The 13,470-nt window shown below is 60.4% G+C and carries 13 protein-coding genes; 7 read left to right on the top strand and 6 right to left on the bottom strand.

Annotated elements, in window-relative coordinates:
• The first annotated feature begins 5 nt into the window (after window positions 1-5).
• Window positions 6-1,589 carry a glucose-6-phosphate isomerase gene (gene pgi, locus ACTIEN_RS04695; protein ID WP_439521950.1) on the top strand — a complete coding sequence of 528 codons (1,584 nt, stop codon included), beginning with the start codon at window positions 6-8 and terminating at the stop codon, window positions 1,587-1,589.
• Between the two features lie 76 nt (window positions 1,590-1,665).
• Here the strand turns inward: pgi and ACTIEN_RS04700 are convergent, their stop codons facing one another.
• Both ACTIEN_RS04700 and ACTIEN_RS04705 read right to left on the bottom strand, forming a co-directional pair.
• The gene (locus ACTIEN_RS04700) at window positions 1,666-2,148 is read right to left on the bottom strand and encodes an acyl-CoA thioesterase (RefSeq protein WP_439521951.1); all 483 of its coding nucleotides are present in this window, start codon (window positions 2,146-2,148) and stop codon (window positions 1,666-1,668) included.
• Between the two features lie 12 nt (window positions 2,149-2,160).
• The gene (locus tag ACTIEN_RS04705) at window positions 2,161-2,589 is read right to left on the bottom strand and encodes a cupin domain-containing protein (RefSeq protein WP_439521952.1); all 429 of its coding nucleotides are present in this window, start codon (window positions 2,587-2,589) and stop codon (window positions 2,161-2,163) included.
• 110 nt (window positions 2,590-2,699) lie between these two features.
• Here ACTIEN_RS04705 and ACTIEN_RS04710 point away from each other — a divergent pair, with 110 nt between their 5' ends.
• From ACTIEN_RS04710 to ACTIEN_RS04730, 5 genes are all read left to right on the top strand, one after another.
• Complete coding sequence (locus ACTIEN_RS04710) at window positions 2,700-3,323, top strand: holin-associated N-acetylmuramidase (protein WP_439521953.1); 624 nt, start codon at window positions 2,700-2,702, stop codon at window positions 3,321-3,323.
• Window positions 3,314-3,856 (top strand): holin family protein, encoded by a 543-nt coding sequence (locus tag ACTIEN_RS04715; RefSeq protein WP_439521954.1) that lies wholly within the window; start codon window positions 3,314-3,316, stop codon window positions 3,854-3,856. The genes ACTIEN_RS04710 and ACTIEN_RS04715 overlap by 10 nt, the downstream gene beginning before the upstream one ends.
• 83 nt (window positions 3,857-3,939) lie before the next feature.
• Window positions 3,940-5,907: a heme lyase CcmF/NrfE family subunit gene (locus ACTIEN_RS04720; protein ID WP_439521955.1), complete on the top strand. Its 1,968-nt coding sequence runs from the start codon at window positions 3,940-3,942 to the stop codon at window positions 5,905-5,907.
• Window positions 5,904-6,383, top strand: coding sequence for a cytochrome c-type biogenesis protein (locus tag ACTIEN_RS04725; RefSeq protein WP_439521956.1), 480 nt, complete (start codon window positions 5,904-5,906; stop codon window positions 6,381-6,383). Before ACTIEN_RS04720 ends, ACTIEN_RS04725 begins: the two co-directional genes overlap by 4 nt.
• Before the next feature lie 86 nt (window positions 6,384-6,469).
• Window positions 6,470-7,246, top strand: coding sequence for an enoyl-CoA hydratase-related protein (locus ACTIEN_RS04730; RefSeq protein WP_439521957.1), 777 nt, complete (start codon window positions 6,470-6,472; stop codon window positions 7,244-7,246).
• Here ACTIEN_RS04730 and ACTIEN_RS04735 read toward each other — a convergent pair.
• The 3 genes from ACTIEN_RS04735 to gltX form a co-directional block, all read right to left on the bottom strand.
• Window positions 7,243-7,752, bottom strand: a complete 510-nt coding sequence (locus ACTIEN_RS04735) for a GNAT family N-acetyltransferase (RefSeq protein WP_439521958.1) — start codon at window positions 7,750-7,752, stop codon at window positions 7,243-7,245. The genes ACTIEN_RS04730 and ACTIEN_RS04735 overlap by 4 nt on opposite strands.
• Before the next feature lie 42 nt (window positions 7,753-7,794).
• Window positions 7,795-9,090 carry a citrate synthase gene (gene gltA / locus ACTIEN_RS04740; RefSeq protein WP_439521959.1) on the bottom strand — a complete coding sequence of 432 codons (1,296 nt, stop codon included), beginning with the start codon at window positions 9,088-9,090 and terminating at the stop codon, window positions 7,795-7,797.
• Between the two features lie 83 nt (window positions 9,091-9,173).
• A complete protein-coding gene (gltX, locus tag ACTIEN_RS04745) occupies window positions 9,174-10,586 on the bottom strand; it encodes a glutamate--tRNA ligase (protein WP_439521960.1) in 1,413 nt (470 codons plus the stop codon).
• A 78-nt stretch (window positions 10,587-10,664) separates the two neighbouring features.
• Between gltX and ACTIEN_RS04750 the strand changes: the two genes are divergently transcribed.
• Window positions 10,665-12,698 (top strand): ComEC/Rec2 family competence protein, encoded by a 2,034-nt coding sequence (locus ACTIEN_RS04750; protein WP_439521961.1) that lies wholly within the window; start codon window positions 10,665-10,667, stop codon window positions 12,696-12,698.
• On the opposite strand, the gene lexA is transcribed toward ACTIEN_RS04750, so the two are convergent.
• The gene (gene lexA, locus ACTIEN_RS04755; RefSeq protein ID WP_439521962.1) at window positions 12,692-13,390 is read right to left on the bottom strand and encodes a transcriptional repressor LexA; all 699 of its coding nucleotides are present in this window, start codon (window positions 13,388-13,390) and stop codon (window positions 12,692-12,694) included. The two genes, ACTIEN_RS04750 and lexA, sit on opposite strands and share 7 nt — an antisense overlap.
• Between the last annotated feature and the right edge of the window lie 80 nt (window positions 13,391-13,470).

Below are 13,470 nucleotides of genomic sequence, written 5' to 3' on the forward strand. Positions count from 1 at the left end.
CGATCATGTGGCATGGGCTGAAAGCGGCGGCAGATGCAGGGAAGGACCGGTCGATCCTTGGATTGTTCGAACGTGATGCCGACCGGGCGGATGCCTTCAGCGTAACGGCGCTGGATCTGCTGTTCGATTACTCGAAAACGCAGATTGACTCGGCGACGCGCGATGTGCTGATCGACCTCGCGCTGGCGGCGGATGTGGCCGCGCGCCGCGATGCGATGTTCGCCGGTGACAAGATCAACCAAACCGAAGGGCGGGCCGTGCTGCATACGGCGCTGCGCAATCTGGATGGTCCTGCCGTCATGGTGGATGGACAGGACGTCATGCCAGAGGTTCTGGACACTCTGACACGGATGGAGTCGCTGGCGGCGGATGTCCGCGGATCCGATGTCACCGATGTTGTGAATATCGGCATCGGCGGGTCAGACCTTGGCCCCGCGATGGCCTATCTGGCGCTGTCGCCCTATTGCGACGGACCGCGTTGCCATTTCGTATCGAACGTGGATGCGGCGGATATTGCCGACACGCTGCGTGGATGTGATCCGGAAAAGACGCTGTTCATCGTGGCGTCCAAGACCTTTACCACGATCGAGACCATGACCAACGCGCGCACCGCGCGGGCGTGGTTGCAGGACAGTGGCGTGTCCGCGGACGGGCGTTTTATCGCTCTGTCGTCGAACGCCGATGCCGCGGCGGAATGGGGTATCCCGTCCGGGCGCGTGTTGGGTTTTGAGGATTGGGTTGGTGGACGCTATTCGATGTGGGGGCCGATCGGCCTGGCGCTGATGATCGCGATTGGTGCCGACGGGTTCAAGGCATTCCTGCGGGGTGGGCAGGCGATGGACCTGCACTTTCGATCTGCGGACCTGCACGAAAACATGCCCGTCCTGCTTGCACTCGTGGGCATCTGGCACAATCAGGGGCTCGGCCACGCCACTCGCGCAGTGCTGCCCTATGACAATCGCTTGTCACGGCTTCCAGCCTACCTTCAGCAGTTGGAAATGGAATCGAATGGCAAATCGGTGGCGATGGACGGATCGGCGCTGTCGGTCAATTCGGGACCGGTGGTCTGGGGTGAACCCGGAACCAATGGACAGCACGCCTTTTACCAGCTGATCCATCAGGGCACACGGGTGGCGCCGTGTGAATTCATGGTGGCGGCCGAAGGTCACGAACCCGACCTGCGCCACCATCACGAGCTGCTGATCGCCAATTGCCTTGCCCAGTCCGAGGCGCTGATGCGCGGCCGGTCGCTGGATGAGGCGCGCAGGATCATGGCCGAGAAGGGCCTGACCGGAGACGCGTTGGACCGGCAGGCGCGACACCGGGTGTTCCCCGGAAACCGGCCATCAACCACGCTGATGATGCCACAACTCACACCAGAGGTGCTGGGCCAGATTATCGCACTTTATGAACACCGGGTGTTTGTCGAAGGGGTGATTTTGGGCATCAATTCGTTCGATCAATGGGGTGTGGAACTGGGCAAGGAACTGGCCACGTCGCTGGGGCCGTTGGTCAGTGGCGATGCCTCTGCCAAAAGCAAGGATGCCAGCACGCGCGCGCTTCTGGATTATGTGAAACGGCATTCGTGAGCCGGGAAGACTGTTCGAAAAATCCTGGTCACACGGTTTCGAAACCGGTTCTTCAAGCGCGTTCGAACGGGCTTTCTCAAGGCGTTTCCACCCCGTCCACCTGGTGAAAATGTTCAATGATGCGTTTCGGGATCGGCATGCGCCCGCTGCCATCCGGATAAAGCAGAACGATCACACATGTGAAGTCCGCCCGCTTGGTGCCACCTGACCAGACTTCCTGTTTCAGCGTGAAACTGGTGCTGCGATACGCGACAGTTCGTGACCGCACCACATACTCTTCGTCCGCCCGCATTTCCTGCAGCCACTCCATTTCGCCACGCCGGATAACGATGCGCGGCTCTTCGGCACCGTCGTCATAACTCGAAAGTCCGATGTGTTTGAAATACGTGACCCGTCCGATTTCGAACCAGATCAGGTAGGCCACGTTGTTGACGTGGTTGAGGGGATCGAGCTCTGAAAACCGGACTCGGTCGGCGATGGCCAGGGGCCAAGCCTCTGTCAGACCCAAGCTGCGTTGCTGATCCGGTGAGAGCGGTGTGAGATAGGGCAGGTCTGTCATGTGCGCTCCCTGTCAATCGGCGCGGGGAATGTCAAACCCCGGTGGCGCCAGATCGAACCCGTCGAATTGAAAGGCGGGGCTGACGGTGCAGCCCACAAGTGTCCAGTCGCCGGTGCTTTGGGCGGCCTGCCAGTGATTGACCGGAACGATGACCTGCGGGCTTTGACCGTCAAAAAGATCCGGACCCAAGAGGGCATCCCGCGCCGGGCCTTCTTCGGTGGCTGACACCGACAGGATCAGCGGCGCACCGGCATAGTGATGCCAGATCTCGGTGGCATCGACCCTGTGCCAATGGCTGCGCGCGCCCTTGTCCAGAAGGAAGTATATACATGTACCCGCGGGGCGGCCATCGCCTTCTGCGATCCAGGTCTGGCGGTAATATCCGCCTTCGGGATGTGGGCTGAGGTCCAGATGGCGAATGATGTCGGCGGCTGTTTTCAAAGTAAAATCCGTCTGTTGTGCGACGACGATGCTGCATCGGCCGCCGTCTTGTCGCTTCGTTAACCACAGCTTTGCAGTCTTTGCCACAGGGAGCAATCGGTGGAGTGCAGATGGAGCGGCTGAAGCAGAATGTGCGCGGGATTGCACAGCAGATCGTGGCGCGTGAAGGCGGTTATGTGAATGACCCGGACGATCCGGGCGGGGCGACCAATCATGGTGTGACGATCCACACGATGCGTCGTCTTGGTCTTGATCTGACGGGTGACGGACAGGTGACCAGCGCTGATGTGCGGCGTCTGTCCGAGGATCAGGCGGTTTCCATATTCATGGATCATTATTTTGCCCGACCCCGAATTGACGATCTGCCGGACCCTCTGCAACCCAGCGTGTTCGACATGTATGTGAATGCTGGGGCCAACGCTGTGAAAATTTTGCAAAAGCTCTTGGGCAAGATGGGATTCGCCGTGACGGTGGATGGTGTGATCGGTCCAAAGACAATCGCAGAGACGGCGCGGGCTTATGCCGGTGCGCCGGATCATCTGGTGGATGCCTACGGGATAGAGCGCCGAAACTATTATTTCGATCTGGCCGACCGTCGTGCGCAGAGCCGAAAATACGCGCGCACCCGGAAGGGCGGCAAAGGCGGATGGATCACGCGGGCCGAGGAGTTCATGGCACCGCGCTATCATCTGGGTACAGAGGCGTTTCAGCAAAGGGTGGCGGCATGGGATTGATCGAACAGGTGTTTTCACTGATTTTTGGATCGGGCCGCAACGTGTTGCGCGAAACCGCAGAGGTCTTTCGCCCGAACGCCGAAGCACAGGCACAACGCGATCACGGGATGCAGGACGCCGCCCTGCGCCAGTTCGCGCGCGAGTTTCACACACCCCAACGCGGGTGGTTCGACCGTTTGATGGATGCGCTCAACCGGGTGCCGCGCCCTGCGATGGCGTTGGGCACGATGGGCCTGTTCATTGCAGCGATGGTCGATCCGGTCTGGTTTGCCGCCCGCATGACCGGACTCGCTTTGGTGCCAGAGCCGCTTTGGTGGTTGCTCGGGGCGATAGTCAGCTTTTACTTCGGGGCACGCCATCAGGCAAAAGGGCAGGATTTTCAACGTGATCTTGCCACGCAACTGGCAGTATCGGTGCCGGATGTGGTGCGTCGCGTTCAAACGCTTGAAAGCCCGTCTGAACCTACAGAGCCCGTTCGCACAGACGGCAATGCGGCGCTGGATGAGTGGCAGAGGCTGCGACAGAATCGCTGATCTGCCGTGATTGCGACAATGTGAACCGTGTCGATGGGCGAAACGCATTGGCCAAGGCACGCGCTGCGCCTATAGTCCAAGCCATGGTTACAGAACTCGGTCACTTCGCCCTCATCCTCGCGTTTCTTGTCGCGATTGTGCAATCCGTAATCCCCATGGTGGGCGCGCACAAGCGCTGGCCGGGATGGATGGCCGTGGCCGAACCGGCTGCGACCGTTCAATTCCTGTTGACGGCATTTGCCTTTGCGGCGCTGACACATGCCTTTGTCACCTCTGACTTTTCGCTCAGGCTGGTCTATCTGAACAGCCATTCGGCCAAGCCGATGCTTTACAAGATCAGCGGTGTCTGGGGGAATCACGAAGGCTCGATGCTCCTTTGGGTGCTTATCCTGACCCTGTTCGGAGCAATGGCAGCCTGGTTCGGCAAAGCGTTGCCGCCGACGTTGCGGGCGCGCGTGCTTGCTGTGCAATCGGCCATTGCGGTCGCGTTCTTTGCCTTCATTCTCTTTACCTCCAACCCCTTCATGCGCCTTGCTGTGCCGCCCTTTGATGGGCAGGATCTCAACCCGCTGTTGCAGGACCCCGGTTTGGCGTTTCATCCGCCGTTCCTGTATCTGGGGTATGTCGGTCTGAGCATCTGCTTCAGCTTTGCCGTGGCTGCCCTGATCGAAGGCCGGGTGGATGCCGCCTGGGGACGCTGGGTGCGTCCGTGGACGCTGGCCGCATGGACCTTCCTGACCATCGGTATCGCGCTTGGGTCCTGGTGGGCCTATTACGAACTTGGCTGGGGTGGGTTCTGGTTCTGGGATCCGGTCGAAAACGCAAGTTTCATGCCGTGGTTGCTGGCGGCGGCGCTGCTGCATTCGGCCATCGTGGTGGAAAAGCGCGAGGCGCTGAAAAGTTGGACCATTCTGTTGGCGATCCTGGCGTTCGGGTTTTCGCTGATCGGGACATTTATTGTCCGCTCGGGACTTCTGACCTCGGTGCATGCCTTTGCAAATGACCCGGAACGCGGCGTGTTCATTCTGATGATCATGGTGTTCTTCACCGGCGGGGCGCTGACGCTGTTTGCGGCGCGCGCCAGCACAATGGAGGCCAAGGGCGTCTTTGGCGTGGCCAGTCGGGAAAGCGCGATTGTCGCGAACAACGTGATCCTCGCGGTTAGCTGTTTCGTGGTCTTTGTCGGCACGCTCTGGCCCGTGGTGGCCGAAATGTTCTTTGATGCCAAACTCAGCGTCGGCGCGCCGTTCTTCAACATGGCGTTTACACCGTTCATGGTGGTGCTTGGGCTTCTGCTGCCACTGGGCTCCATGCTTAGCTGGAAGCGGGCCAAGGTGGGCCGCACGCTCAGACAACTGGCACCCTTGTTCATTCTGGCGATTCTGATGATGGGTTTGTTCTGGACCTTCCAGACCGGGAAAAGCCTGTTGGGCCCGGTTGGTGTGTTCCTTGGGGTCTGGATCGTGAGCGGTGCAGCGCTTGATCTGTTGAACCGGACTGGCCAGAAACGTGACGTTTCCCGTTTGTGGCGCTTGCCGCGTGCGGATTGGGGCAAAGCGGTCGCGCATACCGGGATGGGGATCACCATGGTCGGGATCGCGGGCCTGATGGCCTGGCAAGAGGAAGACATCCGTGTGGCGCAGATCGGTGAGCCGTTTCAGGTTGGCGCGTTCGAACTTGAGTTGACTGCGGTCAACGAGGCGCGTGGTCCGAACTATTTCTCGACCATGGGCGACGTGATCGTGCGCCGCAATGGAGAGCAGATTGCCGTCCTCAATCCGGAAAAACGCAACTACCCGGTGGCACAGATGCCCACGACCGAAGCCGGGATTGATTACCGCTTCCTGCGCGACATCTACGTTGTGATCGGCGATGCTCAGGACAATGGAGGCTGGGTGATGCGCACCTATATCAAGCCACTTGCGAACTGGATCTGGGGGGGCGCGATCCTGATGGCGCTGGGTGGTGTCCTGTCTCTGTCCGATCGGCGCTACCGTGTGGCCGCAGGCGCACGCAAGCAGTCCGCACCGCAAGGCGTTCCGGCGGAATGACCCTGCTGCGTGTCCTCAAAGCCGGGCTGCTGTCCCTGATGCTGGCGACCATGGCGTTGCCTGCATTCGCTGTGCAGCCTGACGAAGTGTTGGACGATCCGGTGCTCGAAAACCGGGCGCGCGACTTGTCCAAAGGGCTGCGCTGCCTGGTCTGCCAGAACGAAAGCATCGACGAATCCAATGCCGATCTTGCCCGCGAATTGCGGCTTGTGGTGCGCGAGCGGCTGGTCGAAGGCGATAGCGATGAACAGGTTCTGAACTATCTTGTCGAACGTTACGGTGAATTTGTGCTGCTCCGGCCGCGCGTGGACGGCTGGAATATCGTGCTGTGGCTATCAGGGCCGGCGTTGTTCCTGCTCGCCCTTGGGGTGGGTGTCACCTATGTCCGTGGTCGGTCACGGGCTGCCGCACCGGGTGAGGCGGGGCTGTCGGATGAGGAACAGGCGCGGCTGAACGAAATCCTGAAAGACACCTGACTCCGAATTTGTGACGCCGCGTTGACCTTTGCCAAACCGGCCGCTTCGGTGTTTGATGCGCGTATCAGCCCTAGGAGTGCCGGCGCATGAATTACGACACCATCACCATCGACATCACTGACGACATCGCAACGGTCACGTTGAATCGTCCCGAAGTGATGAACGCGCTCAACACGCAGATGCGCGCCGAGATCACCGATGCGGTGCTTGAGGCAGGGCGCAAGGCGCGTGTTGTGGTTCTGACCGGTGAGGGCAAGTCGTTTTGTTCGGGGCAGGACCTCGGGGATCGCGCCAACGCGGCCAATCTTGATCTGGAACGCACGCTGCGTGACGAATACGTTCCGATGCTCCGCGCGATCTATGACTGCCCGGTGCCGACGATCAGCGCCGTCAACGGGGCGGCGGCTGGGGCAGGGGCCAACCTCGCGCTGGCGGCGGACGTGGTCATCGCCACCGAATCCGCCTTCTTCCTGCAAGCCTTCACACGGATCGGCCTGATCCCTGATGCGGGCGGCACTTATTACCTGCCCCGCCAGATGGGGCTGGCCAAGGCAATGGGAGCGGCGCTTTTTGCCGAAAAGATCACCGCGCGACAGGCCGATGACTGGGGCATGATCTGGGAAGCGGTGCCGGACACAGGATTTTCCGATCACTGGAAATCCCGCGCACGGCACCTCGCCAAGGGGCCGACCGCTGCTTACCAGCGAGTCAAGGCTTCGATCCGCGCTTCGTTTGACAATGATCTTGAAGATCAGCTTGCGCTGGAAGCAAAACTGCAAGGCGAATGTGGCAAAACACGGGACTTCAAGGAAGGCGTTGTCGCGTTTCTTGAAAAACGGCCAGCGCAGTACGAAGGACGCTAAGCCGCGCTGTGGTCGGGCTTGAGCGTGAAATACACGCTGTCTGACCACACCCCATCGACGCAATAAGTGTTCCTGGCCTCTTTGGTTTTTTCAAACCCGGCGGCCCGCAAGGTTGCGACGGATGCGGCGTTCGATGGGTCAGCGTCCGCCGTCAATTGCGGGTATCGCAAGACCTCGAAAAAATACGGAACTAACGCGGTTAGCGCCTCGGACATCAGCCCCTGCCTCCAGTGATCTGCGTGCAGCAGAAAGCCGATTTCGTCCCCCATATGCACCCCTGCGCAGCCAATGGCCTGACAATCGCGCTCAATGACAAAATACGTCACAACCGGGTCGGAGGAAGCGATTAGCCGCTCAAGGTTGCGGCGGGTGAGTGCGATGTCACCATGCGGAGGTGTTGACCAATAGCGCATCACGCGTGGGTCACTGTAGACGGCGTGAAGATCGTCAAGATCATCAATCCGTGCTTTTCGCAGGACCAGGCGTTTTGTGTGCAATGTCGTCATAGCAAACGGACCGCCCGAAGGCGGCCCTTCTTTCCTGATGTATCAGCGCTTTTCGATATCGACGTAGTCGCGCATCGTCTCACCGTGATAGAGCTGGCGGGGGCGGCCAATCTTCATCTGCGGATCGGCAAGCTGTTCTTTCCATTGGGAAATCCAGCCGACAGTCCGGCTCAGCGCGAAGATCGGCGTGAACATGGAGGTCGGGAAACCCATCGCTTCAAGGATGATACCCGAGTAGAAATCCACGTTCGGGAACAGCTTTTTCTCGGCGAAATAAGGATCGGCAAGAGCTGCTTTTTCCAGTTCCTTCGCGGTCGCGAGGACGGGGTTGTTTTCGACACCCAGGAGGTCAAGCACTTCGTCGGCCGACTGCTTCATCACGGTCGCGCGCGGATCGAAATTCTTGTAAACCCGGTGGCCAAAACCCATCAGGCGGAACGGATCGTTCTTGTCCTTGGCGCGGGCGATGTATTCGGGGATATTTTCCGGTGATCCGATTTCCTTGAGCATCTCGAGGCAGGCCTGGTTCGCCCCACCATGCGCCGGACCCCAAAGGCAGGCGATGCCGGCAGCGATACAGGCAAAAGGGTTGGCCCCCGAAGACGACGCAAGACGCACGGTCGAGGTAGACGCGTTCTGTTCGTGATCGGCGTGCAGGGTAAAGATGCGGTCCATCGCGCGGGCGAGGATCGGATCGACCTGGTATTCCTCGGCCGGGACGGCAAAGCACATGTGCAGGAAGTTGGCCGCGTAATCCAGATCGTTGCGCGGATAGACGAAGGGCTGGCCGATGGAATACTTGTAGGCCATCGCGGCAATCGTCGGCACCTTGGCGATCAGACGGTGCGACGCGATTTCACGCTGGCGCGGGTCGTTGATGTCGGTGCTGTCATGATAGAACGCCGCCATCGCGCCCACGACGCCCACCATCGTTGCCATCGGGTGTGCATCCCGACGGAACCCACGGAAGAAGTTGTGCATCTGTTCGTGGATCATCGTGTGATGCGTGATCGTGGTTTCGAAATTTTCGAGATCCGACGCCGACGGCAGTTCTCCGTAAAGCAGCAGGTAGCACACTTCGAGGTAATGCGATTTGCTGGCCAACTGGTCGATCGGATAGCCACGGTGCAGCAATTCGCCCTTGTCGCCATCAATAAAGGTGATGGTGCTGTCGCAGGCCGCCGTCGATGTGAAACCGGGATCGTAGGTAAACACACCCGCCTGGCCATAAAGCTTGCGAATGTCGATGACATCCGGTCCGGCTGTGGGCGAATAGATCGGCAACTCGTAGGTGTCGCTGCCAATGGTCAATGTCGCGTTTTTAGAGGTGTCTGACATACGTGGTCCCTTCGTCTCAATGCTTTGAACGGAGGTTCAAAGCCAGCTATCCCAAGCCGCCGGGGATAAACACCCTTACGGTGTCAGGAATCCCCTGCGGCAGCTGCTTCTGTCAGGCGGGCGACGGTTTCATCGCGCCCCAGAACCAGCATCATATCGAACACACTCGGCGTCACGGCCCGACCTGCCAGCGCCGCCCGCATCGGACCCGCCAACTTGCCGAATTTGGTCCCGTGCTCTTCTGCAATTCGGGATGTGACGGCTTCAAGCTCGTCGCGCGTCCAGCTAGCATTTTGCAAGTGCGGCGTCAACGATCCCAGTATACCACGGGATACCGTATCAAGCTGCTTCGCGGCTTTCTCATCCTGTGCAATGGGCCGTTCCGTCAAAACAAAATAAGCCTTTTCAAGTAGTTCCGGGAAGGTGCGCGCCCGCTCCTTGAGGCAATACATCGCACGAAACATCCCGTCAGCCTGAGTTTCCGTAAGGGCAGCTTCACCCGCCGCTGCCAGATACGCCTGCAATTCATGCAGCAGTGCAGCATCGTCCGACACAGCCATATGTTGCCCGCTCAGATTCTCCAGCTTCTTGAAATCGAACCGCGCAGGCGACTTTCCGATTCCGTTCAGGTCGAACCACTCTTTTGCCTGATCATCGGTAAAGAATTCGTCATCGCCGTGACTCCAACCAAGACGGGCAAGGTAATTGCGCATCCCCGCCGCCGGATAGCCCATGACCTGGTACTCATCGACTCCCAGCGCGCCATGCCGCTTGGACAGCTTCTTGCCATCCGGGCCGTGGATCAGCGGAATATGCGCCCAGACCGGGATGTCCCAGCCCATCGCTGTGTAAATCCCCATCTGGCGCGCGGCGTTGTTCAGGTGGTCATCCCCCCGGATCACATGGGTCACTCCCATGTCATGATCGTCGACAACAACTGCCAACATGTAGACCGGTGTGCCGTCCGAGCGTAACAGAACCATGTCATCCAGCTGATCGTTGCGGATGGTGACATCGCCCTGCACTTCATCGCGGATCACCGTGGTGCCGTCTTGAGGAGTTCGAAGACGGACGACGTAAGGCGCGTCCGGGTGCGTGCTAGGGTCGGCATCGCGCCACGGGCTTTGGAACAGTGTCGATTTGCCCTCGGTGCGCGCTGCCTCGCGGAACGCCTCGATCTCACCTTGCGTCGAGAAACACTTGTAGGCGGCACCTTTGGCCAACAGGTCATGCGCCACCTCGGCATGCCGCGCGGCACCCGCCGCCTGGCTCACCACCTCGCCGTCATGGTCCAGCCCAAGCCAATCCAGCCCTGTAAGGATCGCCGCCGACGCCTCGGGTGTTGATCGCGCCTTGTCCGTGTCTTCGATCCGCAAAAGAAACTTGCCGCCGCGACCACGTGCATAAAGCCAATTGAACAGCGCCGTGCGCGCCCCGCCGATATGCAGGTAGCCGGTGGGCGAAGGGGCGAAACGGGTGACGATCTGGCCGGACATTGGGCGCATTTACCTTTCGATAACGGTCTTGGGGATAGATTAAGGCTCTCTTAACCAGCACCATCCACGGGGGCAAGTATGGCGCGTGTCTGGTCGGTCTTCCCCGACATGCTTTTGACACAGCGCGGGACGCTGTTTCCCTTTGTTCCGATCTTCCTTGGGGTCGGCATCGGCCTCTATTTCTCACTGCGGATCGAACCGCCCGTTTGGGCGCTGATGATATGCGCCGCCCTGGGTCTGCTTGCGCTTGTCTGGCACCTGCGCAGCCGATCCGCCTTTGCGCCGCTGATCTGCGCGCTGGCGATGGTGGCTCTGGGTCTGGCGCTTGCGGGCACGCGGGCGCATCTGGTGGCGGGGCCTGTGATCGACTGGCGCTACTACGGCCCTGTGACGGGACGGGTGGTCGCCATCGACCGCTCGGCCTCGGACGCGCTGCGCATCACGCTGGATCATGTCTGGCTGACCGATGTGCCGCTGTCCGAAACGCCGACGCGAGTGCGTCTGTCGTTGCACATAAAGACGGAAAGCCTGGTGCCGGAGCCGGGCATGACGATCATGACAACCGCCCATCTTGGCCCACCCGGTGGTGCAGTCGAACCGGGCGGTTTTGATTTCCGCCGTCACGCATGGTTTCTGCGTCTGGGTGCGGTGGGGTATACCCGTGTGCCGCTTGTTCTGTGGCAAGAGGCTGACCGCGACCGGTGGCTTTTTCAGACCCGCATGGCGATCTCGTCGCGCGTTCAGCTTGCCTTGCCGGGGGAAACTGGTGCCGTGGCCACAGCCATCATCACCGGGGATCGCAGCGCCATCCCCCAGTCCGTGTTGCAGGCTCTGCGCGACACCAACCTTGCGCATCTTCTGGCGATCTCCGGGTTGCATATGGGGTTGGTCAGCGCCTTTGTCTTTGCCGCCCTGCGTCTGGGCCTGCTGCTCACACCGGTCGGTTTGCGCTGGCCGATCAAGAAGATCGCGGCTGGGGGCGCGCTGGTTTTTGCTGCCATCTACCTTGCGCTTTCGGGGGGGAATGTCGCCACCGAACGGGCCTTCGTCATGGTTGCGGTGATGCTCTTGGCCGTCATGGTCGACCGTCGCGCGATTTCGCTGCGCGCCGTGGCGCTGGCCGCTTTGATCGTCTTGGTCCTGCGGCCAGAGGCGTTGATGGGGCCGGGGTTCCAGATGTCATTCGCCGCCACTACGGCACTGGTTGCCGTGTTCGGTGCGATCCGGGACAGCGCGCATGATCTTCCGCGCCATCGCCTGTTGCGTGGCGTGGCTTCCGTGGTCTTGTCCTCTGCCGTCGCGGGAGCGGCCACAGCCCCGTATGCCATGGCGCATTTCAACCAGATCGCCCAGTTCGGTCTGATCGCGAACCTGTTGAGTGTTCCTCTCATGGGAATTCTCGTCATCCCGGCAGCCGTTCTGGGTATCGGTTTGATGCCCTTTGGTCTGGAAGGAATCGGCCTGACCGCGATGGGCTTTGGCCTCGAGTGGATCTTGTACGTCGCACAGGAAATGGCGGACTGGACCGGAGCCGTCCGCCCTGTGATGACTCCCGATCCGGTTGTTCTGCCGATCATTTCGCTGGGCGCGCTGTTTGTCATCCTCTGGCAGGGCCACGGACGCTGGATCGGGCTTGGACCCGTTGTGGGCGCGCTCCTGCTTTGGGGGCAGGCGGAGCGTCCCGACATTCTGGTTGCCGAAGGTGGCGCGCTGGTCGGCGTCATGACAGATCAGGGGCGTGCCGTGTCACGGTCAACGGGGTCCGGGTTCATCGCGGATGTCTGGCTTGAAAATGACGGACAAGGGCTGGGTCAGGCACACGCCGCTGCGATCTGGGAGGCGACCAACACACCGATGATCCGGCACATTCATGGCAAGCGGGCGGCCGAGGGGTTTGACAGCTGCGCTGACGGCGCCCTGATTATCGCAAGCGCCGATCTTCCAGACCTGTCAAGGCTCTCCAATTGCACCGTTTTTGATGCAGCCACGCTCAGGGATTTGGGCAGCCTTGCCATTTCACGCCGGGACGGCGGGGCATGGCACATCGAAAAAGCGCGCGACCGGTCGGGCGCGCGCCTCTGGAATGACAGAACTGTGCGAAACGCTCAGTAAGTTCGGATCAGCCCGACCAGACGGCCCTGCACCTTGACCGCGCCAACCGGAAGGATGCGCGGCTCATACGCCGGGTTCGCCGCCTCAAGCACGATGCTTTCGCCCTTGCGCTTGTAGCGCTTGAGCGTCGCCTCGTACCCTTCGACCTGCGCCACGACGATGTCGCCATTGTCGGCCGACGATGTTTCACGGATCACCACGATATCACCGTCGTTGATCCCGGCCTCGATCATGGAATCGCCTTTGACCTCAAGCGCATAGTGCTTTCCGCTGCCCGACAGCATGGCACCGGGAATGGCCACGGTCGGTGGAACGTCATTGATCGATTCGATCGGCACACCAGCGGCAATCCGGCCCATCAGGGGCAGGTCCAGAGCATCGACGGTTTCAATCGGAACGGCATTGGCCGGGGCCGGCATGTCCGGCAGATCGCCATCAATCACCTGCGGCGCAAAGCCCGGCTGCTTGGCCGCAAGCGTATCGGGCAGCTTCACAATTTCGATCGCCCGCGCCCGGTGGGCCAGGCGCCGGATAAATCCACGCTCTTCCAATGCGGTGATCAGGCGGTGAATGCCCGATTTGGAGCGCAGGTCCAGCGCTTCTTTCATTTCGTCAAAGCTGGGTGGCACACCATCGCGCGCCACGCGTTTGCTGATGAAATCCAGCAGGTCGAGTTGTTTCTTGGTCAGCATTTTCTGCCTCCGCTCGCATGATCCTCACCGTTTGTTCTACTGTTGTTCCTGTTTTGTGTCAAGAATCTGTGAACAAGCAC

Source organism: Marivita sp., from assembly GCF_051859345.1.
In the GTDB taxonomy this organism is placed as follows: Bacteria; Pseudomonadota; Alphaproteobacteria; order Rhodobacterales; family Rhodobacteraceae; genus Marivita.

Excerpts from the sequence above, each read along its gene's own strand:
- gltX (WP_439521960.1), bottom strand. The coding sequence starts at position 10,586 with ATGTCCGGCCAGATCGTCACCCGTTTCGCCCCTTCGCCCACCGGCTAC.
- ACTIEN_RS04720 (WP_439521955.1), top strand. The coding sequence starts at position 3,940 with ATGGTTACAGAACTCGGTCACTTCGCCCTCATCCTCGCGTTTCTTGTC.
- ACTIEN_RS04710 (WP_439521953.1), top strand. The coding sequence starts at position 2,700 with ATGGAGCGGCTGAAGCAGAATGTGCGCGGGATTGCACAGCAGATCGTG.
- ACTIEN_RS04750 (WP_439521961.1), top strand. The coding sequence starts at position 10,665 with ATGGCGCGTGTCTGGTCGGTCTTCCCCGACATGCTTTTGACACAGCGC.
- ACTIEN_RS04730 (WP_439521957.1), top strand. The coding sequence starts at position 6,470 with ATGAATTACGACACCATCACCATCGACATCACTGACGACATCGCAACG.
- ACTIEN_RS04715 (WP_439521954.1), top strand. The coding sequence starts at position 3,314 with ATGGGATTGATCGAACAGGTGTTTTCACTGATTTTTGGATCGGGCCGC.
- lexA (WP_439521962.1), bottom strand. The coding sequence starts at position 13,390 with ATGCTGACCAAGAAACAACTCGACCTGCTGGATTTCATCAGCAAACGC.
- gltA (WP_439521959.1), bottom strand. The coding sequence starts at position 9,090 with ATGTCAGACACCTCTAAAAACGCGACATTGACCATTGGCAGCGACACC.
- ACTIEN_RS04725 (WP_439521956.1), top strand. The coding sequence starts at position 5,904 with ATGACCCTGCTGCGTGTCCTCAAAGCCGGGCTGCTGTCCCTGATGCTG.
- pgi (WP_439521950.1), top strand. The coding sequence starts at position 6 with ATGTGGCATGGGCTGAAAGCGGCGGCAGATGCAGGGAAGGACCGGTCG.
- ACTIEN_RS04735 (WP_439521958.1), bottom strand. The coding sequence starts at position 7,752 with ATGACGACATTGCACACAAAACGCCTGGTCCTGCGAAAAGCACGGATT.
- ACTIEN_RS04700 (WP_439521951.1), bottom strand. The coding sequence starts at position 2,148 with ATGACAGACCTGCCCTATCTCACACCGCTCTCACCGGATCAGCAACGC.